Origin of the sequence: Mammaliicoccus sp. Q-M61, from assembly GCF_022386055.1 — a bacterium.
In the GTDB taxonomy this organism is placed as follows: Bacteria; Bacillota; Bacilli; order Staphylococcales; family Staphylococcaceae; genus Mammaliicoccus; species Mammaliicoccus sciuri_A.
The window spans coordinates 205,324-220,592 of record NZ_JAJNJL010000002.1; the positions used below are offsets into that span (position 1 = coordinate 205,324).

Annotated in this window: 20 protein-coding genes; all 20 read left to right on the top strand. The window is 32.1% G+C overall.

The genetic code is table 11. The features are described 5' to 3' along the window. Window positions 1-17: 17 nt before the first annotated feature. Entirely contained in the window at window positions 18-1,286 is a 1,269-nt protein-coding gene (locus tag LQ677_RS04390; protein ID WP_037588390.1) for a peptidase U32 family protein, read from the top strand. Then, window positions 1,286-1,909, top strand: coding sequence for a uridine kinase (gene udk, locus LQ677_RS04395; RefSeq protein WP_025904232.1), 624 nt, complete (start codon window positions 1,286-1,288; stop codon window positions 1,907-1,909). Before LQ677_RS04390 ends, udk begins: the two co-directional genes overlap by 1 nt. 29 nt (window positions 1,910-1,938) lie before the next feature. Then, the gene (greA, locus tag LQ677_RS04400; protein WP_025904231.1) at window positions 1,939-2,415 is read left to right on the top strand and encodes a transcription elongation factor GreA; all 477 of its coding nucleotides are present in this window, start codon (window positions 1,939-1,941) and stop codon (window positions 2,413-2,415) included. A 140-nt stretch (window positions 2,416-2,555) separates the two neighbouring features. Next, a complete protein-coding gene (gene pxpB / locus LQ677_RS04405) occupies window positions 2,556-3,290 on the top strand; it encodes a 5-oxoprolinase subunit PxpB (protein WP_308193299.1) in 735 nt (244 codons plus the stop codon). Next, window positions 3,287-4,294 carry a 5-oxoprolinase subunit C family protein gene (locus LQ677_RS04410; protein ID WP_191835636.1) on the top strand — a complete coding sequence of 336 codons (1,008 nt, stop codon included), beginning with the start codon at window positions 3,287-3,289 and terminating at the stop codon, window positions 4,292-4,294. Before pxpB ends, LQ677_RS04410 begins: the two co-directional genes overlap by 4 nt. Then, on the top strand, window positions 4,291-4,710 hold the full coding sequence (locus LQ677_RS04415) for an acetyl-CoA carboxylase biotin carboxyl carrier protein (protein ID WP_191835635.1): 420 nt from the start codon (window positions 4,291-4,293) through the stop codon (window positions 4,708-4,710). Before LQ677_RS04410 ends, LQ677_RS04415 begins: the two co-directional genes overlap by 4 nt. A 14-nt stretch (window positions 4,711-4,724) precedes the next feature. Next, a complete protein-coding gene (accC, locus tag LQ677_RS04420; protein ID WP_239705345.1) occupies window positions 4,725-6,062 on the top strand; it encodes an acetyl-CoA carboxylase biotin carboxylase subunit in 1,338 nt (445 codons plus the stop codon). 12 nt (window positions 6,063-6,074) lie between these two features. Continuing rightward, complete coding sequence (pxpA, locus tag LQ677_RS04425) at window positions 6,075-6,833, top strand: 5-oxoprolinase subunit PxpA (RefSeq protein WP_037588380.1); 759 nt, start codon at window positions 6,075-6,077, stop codon at window positions 6,831-6,833. A gap of 11 nt (window positions 6,834-6,844) precedes the next feature. Further along, the gene (locus LQ677_RS04430) at window positions 6,845-8,083 is read left to right on the top strand and encodes an NRAMP family divalent metal transporter (protein WP_103360755.1); all 1,239 of its coding nucleotides are present in this window, start codon (window positions 6,845-6,847) and stop codon (window positions 8,081-8,083) included. Between the two features lie 68 nt (window positions 8,084-8,151). After that, window positions 8,152-8,841, top strand: coding sequence for a 5'-methylthioadenosine/adenosylhomocysteine nucleosidase (locus LQ677_RS04435; protein WP_126477531.1), 690 nt, complete (start codon window positions 8,152-8,154; stop codon window positions 8,839-8,841). Window positions 8,842-9,071: 230 nt separating this feature from the next. Continuing rightward, entirely contained in the window at window positions 9,072-9,596 is a 525-nt protein-coding gene (locus LQ677_RS04440; protein ID WP_191835633.1) for a YqeG family HAD IIIA-type phosphatase, read from the top strand. Window positions 9,597-9,598: 2 nt separating this feature from the next. Continuing rightward, on the top strand, window positions 9,599-10,699 hold the full coding sequence (yqeH, locus tag LQ677_RS04445) for a ribosome biogenesis GTPase YqeH (RefSeq protein ID WP_191835632.1): 1,101 nt from the start codon (window positions 9,599-9,601) through the stop codon (window positions 10,697-10,699). A 12-nt stretch (window positions 10,700-10,711) separates the two neighbouring features. Beyond that, window positions 10,712-11,530 carry a shikimate dehydrogenase gene (gene aroE, locus LQ677_RS04450; protein WP_191835631.1) on the top strand — a complete coding sequence of 273 codons (819 nt, stop codon included), beginning with the start codon at window positions 10,712-10,714 and terminating at the stop codon, window positions 11,528-11,530. Next, entirely contained in the window at window positions 11,524-11,814 is a 291-nt protein-coding gene (gene yhbY / locus LQ677_RS04455; protein ID WP_103360667.1) for a ribosome assembly RNA-binding protein YhbY, read from the top strand. The genes aroE and yhbY overlap by 7 nt, the downstream gene beginning before the upstream one ends. Window positions 11,815-11,818: 4 nt before the next feature. Continuing rightward, on the top strand, window positions 11,819-12,391 hold the full coding sequence (gene nadD / locus LQ677_RS04460; RefSeq protein WP_037559799.1) for a nicotinate (nicotinamide) nucleotide adenylyltransferase: 573 nt from the start codon (window positions 11,819-11,821) through the stop codon (window positions 12,389-12,391). After that, window positions 12,381-12,953, top strand: a complete 573-nt coding sequence (gene yqeK, locus LQ677_RS04465) for a bis(5'-nucleosyl)-tetraphosphatase (symmetrical) YqeK (protein ID WP_159315590.1) — start codon at window positions 12,381-12,383, stop codon at window positions 12,951-12,953. The genes nadD and yqeK overlap by 11 nt, the downstream gene beginning before the upstream one ends. A 12-nt stretch (window positions 12,954-12,965) precedes the next feature. After that, window positions 12,966-13,319 (top strand): ribosome silencing factor, encoded by a 354-nt coding sequence (rsfS, locus tag LQ677_RS04470; RefSeq protein WP_025904219.1) that lies wholly within the window; start codon window positions 12,966-12,968, stop codon window positions 13,317-13,319. Beyond that, the gene (locus LQ677_RS04475; RefSeq protein WP_374199836.1) at window positions 13,316-14,035 is read left to right on the top strand and encodes a class I SAM-dependent DNA methyltransferase; all 720 of its coding nucleotides are present in this window, start codon (window positions 13,316-13,318) and stop codon (window positions 14,033-14,035) included. Before rsfS ends, LQ677_RS04475 begins: the two co-directional genes overlap by 4 nt. A gap of 42 nt (window positions 14,036-14,077) precedes the next feature. Beyond that, window positions 14,078-14,725: a helix-hairpin-helix domain-containing protein gene (locus LQ677_RS04480; protein ID WP_191835629.1), complete on the top strand. Its 648-nt coding sequence runs from the start codon at window positions 14,078-14,080 to the stop codon at window positions 14,723-14,725. Between the two features lie 60 nt (window positions 14,726-14,785). Beyond that, complete coding sequence (locus LQ677_RS04485; RefSeq protein ID WP_037588364.1) at window positions 14,786-15,241, top strand: ComE operon protein 2; 456 nt, start codon at window positions 14,786-14,788, stop codon at window positions 15,239-15,241. The last annotated feature ends 28 nt before the right edge of the window (window positions 15,242-15,269 follow it).

A 15,269-nucleotide genomic window follows, 5' to 3' on the forward strand; every position in this document is an offset into this window, starting at 1 on the left:
TTAAAGGAATGATATATATGAAAGTTCTAGAACCTATTGGCGCAAGTCGTCAAACAAAGATAAAAAAACCAGAACTTCTAGCGCCTGCAGGAAATTTAGAAAAACTCAAAATTGCTGTTCATTATGGTGCGGATGCAGTGTTCCTAGGTGGACAAGAATATGGTTTAAGGTCAAATGCTGATAACTTTACGATGGAAGAAATAAAAGAAGGCGTTCAGTTTGCAGCAAAATATGGCGCAAAAATTTATGTTACAACAAATATTTTTGCTCATGATGAAAATATTCCAGGACTAGAAGAATATTTAAAAAATCTAAATGAAACTGGTGCACACGGAATTATAGTTGCCGATCCACTTATTATAGAAACGTGTAAACGTGTTGCACCTAATTTAGAAATCCATTTAAGTACACAACAATCTTTATCAAATTATCGCGCAGTTCAATATTGGAAAGAAGAAGGGCTTGAGAGAGTCGTTCTAGCTCGTGAAACGAGTGCTGAAGAAATGCGCGAAATGAAAGAAAAAGTTGATATTGAAATAGAAACATTTATACATGGTGCAATGTGTATTGCATATTCTGGTAGATGTACATTAAGTAATCATATGACAGCTAGAGACTCAAATAGAGGTGGCTGTTGTCAAAGTTGTAGATGGGATTATGATTTAATTTCAGTAGAAGAAGATGGAGAATTAGAGCCATATTTCGATGGTAATGAGATCACACCTTTTGCAATGAGTCCAAAAGACTTGAAATTAATCGAATCAATACCTAAAATGATGGACATCGGTATAGATTCTCTAAAAATTGAAGGTCGAATGAAATCTATTCATTATATTGCTACTGTTGTATCTGTATATCGTAAAGTAATTGATCGCTATGCTGAGGATCCAGAAAACTTTAAAATTGATCCTAGATGGTTGATTGAATTAGATAAATGTGCGAATAGAGACACTGCACCAGCGTTCTTCGAAGGTGTACCACATTACGAAGAACAAATGTTTGGACACGAATCAAATAAAAAAACACCTTTTGATTTTTGTGGATTAGTGTTAGACTATGACGAAGTATCACAAATAGCTACCATCCAACAAAGAAATTATTTCAAGCCAGGACAAGAAATTGAATTTTTTGGACCTGAGATTGAAAACTTCACTCAAGTCATTGATAAGATATATGATGAAAATGGTGAAGAGCTAGACGCAGCCAGACATCCACTTCAAGTCATTCAAATAAAAGTGGATCGTCAGATTTATCCAAATAACATGATGAGAAAGGGAATCGTTTGATGGGAAAGACTACAATTATAGGTATTGCAGGGGGTTCTGGTTCAGGTAAGACTTCTGTAACATCCGAAATTATGAAAAATTTAGATGGATATAGTGTTGCATTAATAGAACAAGATTACTATTATAAAGATCAATCACATATGTCTTTTGAAGATAGATTGAAGACTAACTATGATCATCCATTCGCTTTCGATAATGAAAGATTGAAACAAGATTTAACAAGAATTAAAGATGGACATGCAATTGAAGTGCCTACGTATGATTATTCAAATCACACGAGAAGCGATAAGACGATTAGATTCGAACCTAAAGATGTTATTATACTTGAAGGTATATTCGCGCTTGAAAATGAAGATTTACGTAATTTAATGGATGTTAAGATTTATGTTGATACTGATGCTGACTTAAGAATTTTACGTCGTTTAACGAGAGATATTAAAGAAAGAGGACGTACGATGGAGTCAGTAATTGATCAATACTTATCAGTTGTAAGACCGATGCATATCCAGTTTATTGAACCAACGAAGAAATATGCGGATATCATCATCCCTGAAGGTGGTAGTAATAAGGTAGCTATTGATATTATGACTACGAAAATTCAATCGTTAGTTAAAAATATTTAAATAATTATAAAGTAAAGGAAGATGGAAGAATGGAAACACAAAAAGAATTTCCTATGACACAGGAAGGTTTTAACAAATTAGAAAAAGAACTTGAAGAATTAAAAACAGTTAAGCGACCAGAAGTCGTTGAAAAAATAAAAGTAGCACGTAGTTTTGGTGACTTATCTGAGAACTCTGAATATGATGCAGCTAAAGATGAGCAAGGTTTCATTGAGCAAGAAATTCAAAAAATTGAAAACATGATTCGTCATGCTCAAATTATTGAAGATAATGGTTCAAAAAATGACGTGCAAATCGGTAGAACTGTAACATTTACTGAAATTCCAGGTAACGAAGAAGAAAGCTACAAAATTGTAGGTTCAGCAGAAGCAGATCCATTCGAAGGTAAAATTTCTAATGAATCTCCAATTGCTAAAGCTTTAATTGGTAAAAAATTAAACGAAGAAGTAAATGTTCCATTACCAAATGGTAACGAAATGAAAGTTAAAATCGTAAAAATCGATTAATCGTATAATAATTTAATAGAAGAGCTGTAGAAACGTATTAAACAAACGTTTTTACAGCTTTTTTTTTATATATAAATCATGGTATTATGATAAAGTATAATTGATTTAATTATCTGATTATTAAAAGCGTTAACAAAGGGGTGGTAAAATTGGATATTAAGCAAGTGAGTGAGACGCATTTTATGATTTATGAACAAAATGAAATCAGTCCAGAAATAAGGAATAAAATTTCGACAATCGCATTACATATTGAATCATTGCAGCATCCAGCTGTTATAAGTGTGACATCATCATATCGATCAATCATGGTCGCATTTGATGTTAAACATTATACATACGAAACAGTCCTTGATGAACTAGACTTACATCATTTAAATCTTAATCAAGAAAATGCATCACGTTCAAAGAAATTGATAACACTACCAGTTGTATATGGTGGTGAATTTGGACCAGACTTAAATATTGTTGCTGACCATGCACAATTATCAGAAGAAGATGTGATTCAAATACATACTGAAGAAAATTATTTAATTTATGCAATTGGATTTTTACCTGGCTTTCCATTTTTAGGAGGACTAAATGAGAAAATACATACACCTAGAAAGGAAACGCCAAGAAGTAAAATCGTCCAAGGATCTGTTGGAATTGCAAATAATCAAACAGGCCTTTATCCGAAATCATCACCAGGCGGATGGCAAATTATTGGTCGCACGCCGATAGATGTTTTTAACTTAGATCGAGAGCCTATGATTTTATACGAAGCTGGAGACTATATTGCTTTTAAAGCAATTCATCAAGAAGAATTTACAAGAATCGAAGACGAAATTGCAAATGGCACATTTGATTATAGTCAGTTAGTAGGTGAATTGAAATGAAATGTATAAAACCCGGTTTGTTTACGACTGTTCAAGATATTGGTCGATCAAAGTTTGAAAAAGATGGATTTTCTGAAGCGGGTGTTATGAATCAATATTTATACAATATCGCCAATGCTTTAGTGGATAATGACAATGCACCTGTTTTAGAAGTGACTTTAAATGGTCCCACATTGAAATTTGAAGAATCGAACATAGTTGCATTTGTTGCGTATGATGCTGATATACAGCTTGATGATCAAACAATACCAGTAAATACAGCAATTTATGTAGAAAAAGGGCAAGTGCTCAATATAAAGACTATTTTATCTGGGGCGAGAGGCTATTTAGCTTTTCATAAGTCTTTAAATATTGAACCCATATTAGACAGTGTATCAACACATACTAGAAGTGGGATAGGTGGCATGAATGGAAGAACATTAAACAGAAATGATGTTTTGAAATTCAAAGATAAAACAATCAACCATGACATTATAGGTAATACGTTTAATATCAATCAATTAGAAGATGCAAATATCATTCCAATTATGGAAGGTCTACAATTTGATGAATTTACATCAGAAGCACATGACCAACTTGTTAATCAATCATATACGATATCAGAAATGTCAGATCGTATGGGCTATCGACTTAATGGTGAAGAACCACTTGTACATAAGCATAACGCAGATATTATATCTGAACCGATTGCACCAGGTAGTGTACAAGTTCCTATTAATGGTCAACCAATTATATTACTTAATGATCGTCAGACGATAGGTGGTTATACAAAGATTGCTACAGTTAGTTTTGTAGGTAGAGAAAAGCTCTCTCAATTAAAAGCAAATGACAGCATTACTTTTAAATGGATTTCGTTTGAGGAAGCAACTGTTGAATATCAAACATATATTAAACAATTAGAAGCAGATATAGATGATATTAAACTGAAAAAATATAAAGATTTAAGCAATATTCGTCCTAAATCTAAAAAAATAGCAAAACTTATAAAGGGGAATCAATCATGAATATAGAAAAGATAGAAGAACTTATTAAACTCATGAAACAAAATCAAGTGAATTATATGAAGTATAAAGATGAAACTGTCGAAGTTGAGTTAGATTTAAAATCAACTTCAAATAACGTGACTACAACACCAGCCAATAATATTGAAGAAAGCACGCCAACTTCAAAACAAGAAGAACAGCTTAATACAATTGAAGCGGAAATTCTTGGAACATTTTATTTACAAGATGAAGAAACATTACAAAATCCACTTGTCAAAGTTGGAGATGAAGTGAAAAAAGGTCAAGTTGTCGGATATATCGAATCAATGAAAGTGCTCAATGAAGTTATAAGTGAGTATGACGGTATCGTTAATGATATTCAAATTAATCATGGGGATCCTGTTGAATACGGACAAACGATTATCACATTGAAATAAGGGGGATTTATATGATTAAGCGTTTACTGATTGCAAACAGAGGTGAAATTGCGGTAAGAATTATTAGAACATGTAGAATGATGAATATCACTACAATCGCAATATATTCCAAAGCAGATAAAGATAGTTTACATGTGCAATTAGCAGATGAAGCCATTTGTATTGGACCAAGTCAATCAAGTGATAGTTATTTAGATATTGAACGCATTTTAGAAGCTTGTAAGATGAGTAAAGCTGACGCGATTCATCCTGGTTATGGATTTTTATCAGAATCTACGACTTTTAGAAAAAGAGTAGATGAAGAAAATATTATTTTTGTTGGTCCTAGTTATAACACGATGGATTTAATGGGAGATAAAATAAAAGCAAGAGAAACGATGTACAACGCGAACGTACCTATTATTCCTGGGTCTATTGGAGAAGTAAAGACAGTTAAAGAAGCAGAAGAAGTTGCTCAAAAAGTAGGGTATCCATTTGTATTAAAAGCTGCTAGTGGCGGTGGTGGTAAAGGGATTCGAATCGTACAAGAACCTGACCAACTTGAACAATTCTTTAAAGAAGCTCAATCTGAAGGCGAAAAATACTTTGGAGATAAACGTGTATATATTGAAACATTTATTGATGAAGCTAGACATGTGGAAGTTCAAATACTCGCGAGTAAACATGGAGAAGCAATTCATCTCGGTGAACGAGATTGTTCAATTCAAAGAAAGAACCAAAAGTTAATCGAAGAAGCACCTTGTGCAGCATTAGATCAAGAAACGCGAAATTCACTACATGCTGATGCTGTTAAAGCTGCTAAAGCTTGTAATTATGAAAGTGCTGGAACAATTGAATTTTTACTAACTGATGACGGCTATTATTTCTTAGAAATGAATACGCGCATTCAAGTTGAACATACAGTCACAGAATTATTAACAGGTGTTGATTTAATTAAGCAACAAATATTAGTAGCTAATGGTGAGAAGTTATCTATTAATCAAGAGGATATCCATTTTGATGGGCATGTGATTGAATGTCGTATAAATGCTGAAAATCCAGAAAAACAATTCCGCCCAGCAGCAGGTGTTGTTCAAGCATTACATTTACCTAATGGATTTAATACGAGAGTAGACAGTATGTTATATGATGGCTATCAAATTCCACCATACTACGATTCATTAGTCGCTAAAATACTTGTTAAAGGTGAAGATAGACTTGAAGCAATTGAAAAAATGAAAGGTACGTTAGAAGAAACGGTCATTGATGGTTTTCCGACAACGTTAGACTTTTTATATCGCGTGTTGAGCTATGAACCATATATTAAAAATGATATAACCATTAAATTTCTACATGAACATAAAATCGTTTAAGGAGAGGGTATTATGGTACAAGTTGATTTGAATTGTGATTTAGGAGAAAGCTTTGGTAACTATAAACTTGGTAATGATGAAAGTATATTACCTTTAATTACTTCTGCAAATGTCGCTTGTGGTTTTCATGCAGGAGATCAGCACGTTATGAATGAAACAGTTAAATTGGCAGTTCAACATGATGTACATATTGGTGCTCATCCAGGATTTCAAGATTTAATTGGATTTGGTCGTAGAAACATAGATGTTACACCAGAAGAAGTTTATGATTTAGTCATTTATCAATTAGGTGCATTATCTGGATTTTGTAAAATACATCAAACAAAAATACACCATGTTAAGCCACATGGTGCGTTGTATCAAATGGGTGCTAAAGATCCAGTAATTGCCGATGCAATTGTTAAAGCAGTGAAAGATTTTGATGATCAATTATTATTTGTTGGTTTATCTAACAGTGAACTAATCGAATCATGTAAACGTCATAATTTAACGTATAAGAGCGAAGTATTTGCTGATCGTGCATACGAAGATAATGGCCAATTAGTTTCAAGAAAAAAAGAAGGCGCGCTTATAAAAGATACTAACCAAGCTGTCGCACAAGTTATTAAAATGGTAAAAGAATCTAAAGTTATGACGATAAATGGAAATGAAATTCCGATTGAAGCAGATACAATCTGTGTACATGGAGACGGACAACATGCTTTAGATTTTGTTCAAGAAATTATTCGACAGTTTAAAGCTGAAGGCATAGAAATTAGTGCAATGAAATAGGAGGAAAGCGTATGAAGCAAAATAAAGGGTATGAGGAGTTAAATCAACCGTTTGAAATAACAAATAAACATAGAAGAATTCTATGGGGTGCAGTATTCTTAATGGCTACTTCATCTATTGGACCAGCATTTTTAACTCAAACGGCAGTTTTTACTGAGCAATTTCTTGCAAGCTTTGCATTTGCAATACTTGCATCTATTCTGATTGATATCGGTGCGCAAATTAATATTTGGCGCGTTATCACAGTTGTCGGTAAAGGTGGACAAGATATCGCGAATGATGTGTTTAAGGGGTTAGGTACATTTATCGCAATATTAATCGCTATTGGTGGGCTAGCATTTAACATCGGTAACGTTGCAGGTGCTGGACTAGGACTTAATGCGATATTCGGTTTAGATGTAAGAATTGGTGCAGGTATTACAGGCGTATTAGCGATTTTAATATTTGTTGTTAAAAACGCACAAAAAGTCGTAGATATTATTACACAAATTTTAGGTGTGCTCATGATTGCCATTGTTGCTTATGTAATGGTATTAACGAAACCACCAGTTGTCGAAGCGGCACAAAAAATGATTGTACCTGATGATATTAGTAAACTCATCGTACCAATCATCACATTGGTTGGTGGAACTGTTGGTGGTTATATTACATTTGCAGGTGCTCATAGATTGTTAGAAGCGGGTATCACTGGAAAAGGCTATATTCCATTTGTAAATAGAGCGGCCATTTCAGGTATTTTAACAACGGGTATAATGAGAACATTTTTATTCTTAGCAGTACTTGGTGTTGTTGTTACAGGATTCACTTTAAATCCAGACAATCCACCAGCTTCTGTATTTGAACATGTATTAGGACCTGTCGGTAAACAAGTATTCGGTGTTGTATTATTTGCAGCTGCATTATCATCCGTAATTGGCTGTGCATATACAAGTACAACATTTATTCAATCATTACATCCATCTATTAAAAATCATAGAAACTTAGTTATTATTATCTTTATAGTTGTTTCATCTATTGTATTCTTAACAATTGGTAAGCCAGTTAAATTGTTGATTATTGCTGGTGCATTGAACGGTTTAATTTTACCAGTAACTTTAGGAACAATTTTAATTGCTTCTAAGAAGAAAAGTATCGTTGGTGACTATAAACACCCAACTTGGATGATTGTAATTGGTGTTGTTGCTGTTGTTACAACATTAATAGCAGGGGTATTATCATTACAAGGCTTACAAAGTTTGTGGAATAGTTAAAAACTTATTTCAAAGTATACTAATTATGTTAATATAAATATTGAATGAATATGATGGAGTGATAAAGCATGATTGGTATTATTGGAGCAATGGAAGAAGAAGTAGAAATATTAAAGTCATCTATTGAAAATAGAGAAACAATCCAAATTGCACATGTTATTTTTTATAAAGGTAATATAGAAGATAAACAAGTTGTATTAGCACAAAGTGGTATTGGTAAAGTAAATGCTGCAATTACAGCAACATTACTAATCAATGAATTTAAACCAGATTTAATCATCAATACGGGATCAGCAGGTTCTGTTGATAGCGAATTAAATATTGGTGATATCATTATTAGTAATAAAGTTTATTATCATGATGTCAATGCAACGGCATTTGGCTACAAATTGGGACAAGTACCAAGTATGCCAGAAGTTTATGAAACTGATAAGGAATTAATTGACTTAGCTAAATCATCAATAGAACAACTTGATTTAAATGGTATTGTTGGTGAAGTTGCTACAGGTGATAGTTTCATTGGCTCAATTGATCAGCGTAAAGTGATTAAATCTAACTTTCCTACTGCAAGTGTCGTAGAGATGGAAGCTGGTGCAATTGCGCAAACTTGTTACCAATATAATGTGCCTATTATTGTTACGAGAGCTGTTTCAGATTTAGCAGATAAAGAATCTGATGTTACTTTTGAAGAATTTTTAAAAGTAGCTTGCGTCAATTCTAGTAAAATTGTAAAATTATTATTAAATAGAGTGGCATAAGGAGGCAGTTTCATGTTAATATTAATGGCTATCGCTGTCATTGCTACAGCACTTGTTGGTTATGTGATTTATGCGAATACAGAAGTTGAAAAATCTTCTGACCGTGAAATTACAGAATAATATTTAGTGTTGCGAATCGTAAGTGATTTGCAACACTTTTATTTTGTATTGAACTAAAGGAATGTAAATATAATTTATGTTAAAATAAAAGATAATATTGAGGTGTAATAATGGGATTATTTACAAAATATTTTTTACCAAATGAATATGTTCAATCAGTATTTAAAATCGAACCTGAACATTTAAAATCTAAAAATATAAAAGCAATTATCACAGACTTAGATAATACATTAGTTGGTTGGGATGTTAAAGATCCAACAGATGAAGTGAGAAATTGGTTTGAAAATATGAAAGATAATGGTATAACAGTTACGATTGTTTCTAATAATAATCAAGAACGTGTTGCGTCATTTTCATCAACATTAAATATTGATTATATTTTTAAAGCGCGTAAACCACGTGGTAAAGCTTTTAGACAAGCAGCTAAATTAATGAACGTCAATAAGTCTGAAGTAGTTGTTATTGGTGATCAAATGTTAACAGATGTGTTTGGTGGAAATAGAAACGGATTATATACAATTATGGTCGTACCTGTGAAAAAGACAGACGGTTTCGTTACGAAATTCAATCGATTAATTGAAAGAAGATTTTTAAATTACTTTAAGAGAAAAGGTTTAATTAACTGGGAGGAATAAATTTGACAGAGTTTGCTAAATGTATTGGTTGTGGTGCAACACTTCAATCTGAAAATCCGAATGAAGCTGGATACGTTCCACAATCAAGTTTGAATAAAGAAGATGTCATTTGTAAAAGATGTTTTAGACTTAAAAATTATAATGAAGTCCAAGATGTTGATTTAACAAGTGAAGATTTTCTAAATATGTTGAAATCTCTTCACAATGAAGATGGTCTAATCGTCAATGTTGTGGATGTATTTGATTTAGAAGGATCAATGATACATCGCTTAAAAGATATAGTAGGTAAGAAAAAAGTTGTACTTGTCGCGAATAAAATGGATATCTTACCTAAAGCCATTAATAAAAGAAGAGTTGAAATTTGGTTAAGAAATCGTGCGAAAGACTTTGGACTTAATCCAGACGAAGTTGTACTGATTTCTGCATATAAAAATCAAGGAATTGATGATTTATTATCAACTATCGAGAAAGTTAGAGATGGTAAAGATGTTTATGTAGTGGGTACAACAAACGTAGGTAAATCTACATTAATCAATAGATTGATTGAAAAGAGTGTTGGCGAAAAAGAAGTGATTACAACAAGTCATTTTCCAGGTACAACATTAGACATGATTGATATTCCATTAGATGATGATTCATATATGTTTGATACACCAGGTATTATTCAAAGTCATCAAATGACACATTACGTTACAGATAAAGAATTAAAAGTTGTTATGCCTAAAAAAGAAATTAAGCCTAAAGTGTATCAATTAAACGAAGAACAAAGCTTATTCTTAGGTGGTTTAGTTAGAGTAGATTATGTAAGTGGCGGTAGACGTTCTTTAACATGTTTTGTATCAAACGACGTACACATTCATAGAACAAAGTTATCAAACGCTGATGATTTATGGAAACGTCAAATTGGTGAACTGCTTAAACCTCCATATGATCCAACGAACTTTAACTTCGACAACTTAAAAACAACTAAGATTACAACTGAAGCTGAAAGAAAAGATGTTATGATTTCTGGATTAGGATTTGTAACTGTAGATGCAGGTGCAGAAATACATGTTACGGCACCTAAAGAAGTTGAAGTTACATTAAGAACATCTATTTTATAAGAGGTGAATTAAATGAAGTTTGGAGTTATCGGACATCCTATTAGCCATTCACTTTCACCGATTATGCATGCAGCAAATTTTGAAGCATTAGGTAGAGAAGATGAATATGGTGCTTTAGATATCCCACCAGAACAATTTAAACAAATTAAAGAAATTATAAATGAAAAAGCTTTAGATGGATTTAATATTACAATACCGCATAAAGAATCCATCTTGCCTTATTTAGATGAAGTATCATCAAATGCTAAGCATATTGGTGCTGTTAACACCGTTCTAATACATGATAATAAATGGATTGGGTATAATACAGATGGTATTGGTTTTGTTAAAGGTTTAATTGAACATTATGGTAGTATTCAAGAACGTAAAATTTTAGTGCTCGGTGCTGGTGGTGCGAGTAAAGGTATTGTTTCGGAAATGCAGAAGTTCACGAATCATAAAATAACAGTAGCAAATAGAACAATGTCTAGATTTGATAATTGGCAAATTGATATAAATACAATAAGTCTTACAGATGTTCAATCTATTCTTCATACATTTGATATTATTATTAATACGACACCGGTAGGCATGAATACTCAGCATAGTGAATTCATTATTCCTGTGGAGAAGATAAGTAAAAGTAGTTTAGTTTGTGATATTATCTATATTCCTGACAAGACACCGCTACTCAAAGCATGTGAACAAGCAGGTATTGCAATATATAACGGATTGGATATGTTCGTTTATCAAGGCGCAGAAAGTTTTAAAATATGGACGGGCCAAGAAGCTCATATAGAATCAATGAGAAATAAAGTACAAGAGGAACTTAAAAGGAGATCATTATGTTAACAGGTAAACAAAAGAGATATTTAAGAAAAGAAGCGCATCATTTAGATCCAATTTTCCAAATTGGTAAAGGTGGATTAAATGACAATATGATAGAACAAGTGCAAGACGTACTTGAAAAAAGAGAATTGATCAAAATTCATATCTTACAAAACAATATGGATGATCATAAAGAAGTAGCTGAATCAATCGCTGAACAAGCAGGTGCTGAACTCGTACAACTTATCGGTAATATTATTGTCTTATATAAAGAATCTAAAGAAAATAAAAGATTAGAACTACCATAATATTATGAAAAAGCTCATGATCTATGGAGGTCAATTTAATCCAATTCATATTGGACATATGTTAGTTGCGAGTGAAGCATATCAATTTGTTCAACCTGATAAATTCATTTTCTTACCAAGTTATCAATCACCACTTAAAGAACATAACGAATCTTATTTAATAGAATCAGAACGTGTAAAAATGTTAGAATTAGCTATTGAAGATTTGCAATTCGGTGAAGTTGATGAGAGAGAACTTAATAGAAAAGGTACGAGTTACACATTTGATACAATTAAAGAATTTAAACAAGAATTTCCTGATTATCAAATATATTTTGTAATCGGTTCAGATCAATACGAGAATTTGCATAAATGGAGAAACATTGCGGAATTGAAAGAATTATTAACATTTGTCGTAGTTAATAGAGAAGTTGATAAACAAGATGTAAAAGAAGGGATGTTAGCATTACACATTCCTAGAATTGATGTAAGCTCAACAGACATTCGCAATAGATGTAAAAATCGTCAATCTATAAAGATGCTCGTTACGCCACGAATTGAAAGATATATCAAAAGGGGACGATTGTATGAAAATTAAAAAAGCAGTCAAATTGGTTGAAGAAACGTTACCAACAAAAAGATATAATCACTCTATGAGAGTTGCCGAAACAGGTAAGAAAATGGCAGAAATCTTTGATGGTGATATGAAAAAAGTTGAATTAGCAGGTATACTGCATGATTTATGTAAATATGAAGAACTTTCAGCGTTATACCAAAGTGTAACGCAGTATGATCTAGGGCAAGATTTATTAAGTTATGGCTCAGAAATACTACATGGACCAGTTGCTGCTGCAAGGCTTAAAGATCAATATGATATAAATGACGAAGATATTTATTATGCAATTTATAATCATACGACTGGTAGAGCACAAATGAATAAGACTGAAAAAATAATTTTTATTGCTGACTATATTGAACCTAAAAGAACAACTCCAGGTGTAGATGAAATTAGAGATATTGTCTTTAAAGAACGCAACTTGGATAAAGCAGTTTATGAAATATCAAAACGTACAGTGTTACACTTAATTAATAAGGATAAAACAGTACATTTAAAAACTATAGAATGCTTAAATTATTATAATATGCATTCAGAACAATAAAGGAATGGTTAAATGAATTCAAATGATTTAATGAAACAAACGTTACTTGCATGTGATGATAAACGTGCTGAAGATATTATTGCAATTGATATGAAAGGTATTAGCGATATAGCTGATTATTTTGTTGTATGTCATGGTAACAGTGACAAGCAAGTTCAAGCTATTGCAAGAAATGTTAAAGACGAAGCGGAAATTAATGATGTATTAGTAAAAAGACTAGAAGGCTTTAATGAAGCAAGATGGGTATTAATTGATTTAGGCGATGTTGTTGTACACGTATTCCATAGAGAAGAACGTGATTACTACGATTTAGAAAGATTATATAAAGACGCACCAATTATTACACTAAATGAGGTAGCACAATAATGGCATACAATCGTATGAGTCATTATTATGACCTTCTAACTGAAGATCAACCATATGATAAATGGAAACACATCGTCGGTCATTATGTTACAGGTAATGATAACGATATTTTGGATATTGGTTGTGGGACAGGACGCTTAACAGAGCAATTATTAGAATATGGTCGCGTAAGTGGTCTTGATTTAAGTGAAGAGATGTTAGAAGTAGCTGAAAGTCGTAATCCTAATATTAATTGGTATTGTCAAGATATGAGAGATTTAGACTTACCTCAAAGTTACAATGTAATTACCATCTTTTGTGACAGCTTGAACTATATAACCGACCCTGAAGAAGTTCTTCAAGTATTTAACTATGTTAATCAATTTTTAAATGATGGTGGATTACTTATATTTGATGTGCATTCACTATATAAGATGAATCACCAATTTAATAACCGTAACTATATTGATGAAACCGAACAATTAACTTTAGCCTGGCAAGCTATTGCTGGTGAAGAACCAAATAGTGTATATCATCAAATGTCATTTTTCATTGAAAGAGAAGATGGACTTTACGAACGATTCGATGAAGAACATTATCAAGTCACATATGAAATCGACCTTTATAAACAACTTTTAGACTTTGCTGGATTTAAAGTTGAAAATGTATTTACTGATTTCAATATTGAACAATTTGATGAAAAAGGCGATAGACATTTTATAGTTGCACGAAAGTAATTTAGAACACTTCCTACGTTTAATTATGTAGGAGGTGTTTTTTTGAAATACATTCATAAAATAAAAGAATGGATAATAGAGAATTATCAACTTGCAATCATCATGATTGTTGTATTGTTTTTTATTTGTAATAGCCTTTTCACTGGTAATGATGATCATGAAGCTATTATTCATCAACAAGATACTATAAATGAAGTTAAACAACAGTCTTCAGAAGAGAAGTCAGTTGATAAGATGGATGAATCTAAATCTACTAAAGAAGTTAATAGAAACGTAGTAGTAGATGTGAAAGGAGCTGTTAATTATCCAAATACATATTCAATGTCTTCAAAGGATCGCGTACATGATGTATTAAAGAAAGCTCAAACAAAGCATAATGCAGATTTGTCTAAAATCAATCTATCAGAACGACTTAAAGATCAAATGTATATATATGTTCCAATAACTGGAGAACATGTGCCAAGTGTTAATACAAACCAACCTTCTAATGATAAAGTAGAAGTTAATATCAACACAGGAGATAAATCAGAAATTGAAAAATTACCTGGTATCGGTCCGAGTAAAGCAGATGCCATTTTACAATATAGAGAAACAAATGGAGAATTTAAAACTGTGGATGATTTGAAGAATGTTAAAGGATTTGGAGATAAAACAGTAGAAAGTTTAAAAGACTTTATCGTTTTAAATTGAATTGCATTTATACTTGTTAAATTTTACAATAAGAATATATGAAAGGTAGGTCGATGTGTAATGGATAGAATTGAATGGAAAGAATATTTTATGGCTCAAAGTCATCTATTATCATTAAGGTCAACATGTGAAAGATTATCTGTTGGTGCAACAATTGTTAAAGATAATAGAGTAATTGCTGGTGGATATAATGGGTCTGTTTCAGGAGAAGAACATTGTATAGATAATGGCTGCCTTGTAGTGGACGGTCATTGTATAAGAACCATTCATGCTGAAATGAATGCAATTATACAATGTGCTAAGTTAGGTGTTTCCTCAGAAGGTGCAACTATTTATGTTACACATTTTCCTTGTCTAAATTGCACGAAATCAATTATACAAGCTGGTATTAAACAAATTTATTATGCTGACGATTATCATAATCATACATATGCAATACAATTGCTAGAACAGTCTGGTGTACACTATGAAAAAATTAATTTCCATCCAGAAGACATTATTAAATATTTGAAGTAAGGACTAATATATAAGATGTGGTTTTATT

What these genes read in the sequence shown, in the direction of transcription:
- LQ677_RS04440 (WP_191835633.1), top strand. Translation starts at nt 9,072, where the DNA reads ATGGGATTATTTACAAAATATTTTTTACCAAATGAATATGTTCAATCA.
- greA (WP_025904231.1), top strand. Translation starts at nt 1,939, where the DNA reads ATGGAAACACAAAAAGAATTTCCTATGACACAGGAAGGTTTTAACAAA.
- yqeK (WP_159315590.1), top strand. Translation starts at nt 12,381, where the DNA reads ATGAAAATTAAAAAAGCAGTCAAATTGGTTGAAGAAACGTTACCAACA.
- nadD (WP_037559799.1), top strand. Translation starts at nt 11,819, where the DNA reads ATGAAAAAGCTCATGATCTATGGAGGTCAATTTAATCCAATTCATATT.
- LQ677_RS04485 (WP_037588364.1), top strand. Translation starts at nt 14,786, where the DNA reads ATGGATAGAATTGAATGGAAAGAATATTTTATGGCTCAAAGTCATCTA.
- LQ677_RS04410 (WP_191835636.1), top strand. Translation starts at nt 3,287, where the DNA reads ATGAAATGTATAAAACCCGGTTTGTTTACGACTGTTCAAGATATTGGT.
- LQ677_RS04435 (WP_126477531.1), top strand. Translation starts at nt 8,152, where the DNA reads ATGATTGGTATTATTGGAGCAATGGAAGAAGAAGTAGAAATATTAAAG.
- pxpA (WP_037588380.1), top strand. Translation starts at nt 6,075, where the DNA reads ATGGTACAAGTTGATTTGAATTGTGATTTAGGAGAAAGCTTTGGTAAC.
- yhbY (WP_103360667.1), top strand. Translation starts at nt 11,524, where the DNA reads ATGTTAACAGGTAAACAAAAGAGATATTTAAGAAAAGAAGCGCATCAT.
- aroE (WP_191835631.1), top strand. Translation starts at nt 10,712, where the DNA reads ATGAAGTTTGGAGTTATCGGACATCCTATTAGCCATTCACTTTCACCG.
- udk (WP_025904232.1), top strand. Translation starts at nt 1,286, where the DNA reads ATGGGAAAGACTACAATTATAGGTATTGCAGGGGGTTCTGGTTCAGGT.
- rsfS (WP_025904219.1), top strand. Translation starts at nt 12,966, where the DNA reads ATGAATTCAAATGATTTAATGAAACAAACGTTACTTGCATGTGATGAT.
- LQ677_RS04430 (WP_103360755.1), top strand. Translation starts at nt 6,845, where the DNA reads ATGAAGCAAAATAAAGGGTATGAGGAGTTAAATCAACCGTTTGAAATA.
- LQ677_RS04390 (WP_037588390.1), top strand. Translation starts at nt 18, where the DNA reads ATGAAAGTTCTAGAACCTATTGGCGCAAGTCGTCAAACAAAGATAAAA.
- LQ677_RS04415 (WP_191835635.1), top strand. Translation starts at nt 4,291, where the DNA reads ATGAATATAGAAAAGATAGAAGAACTTATTAAACTCATGAAACAAAAT.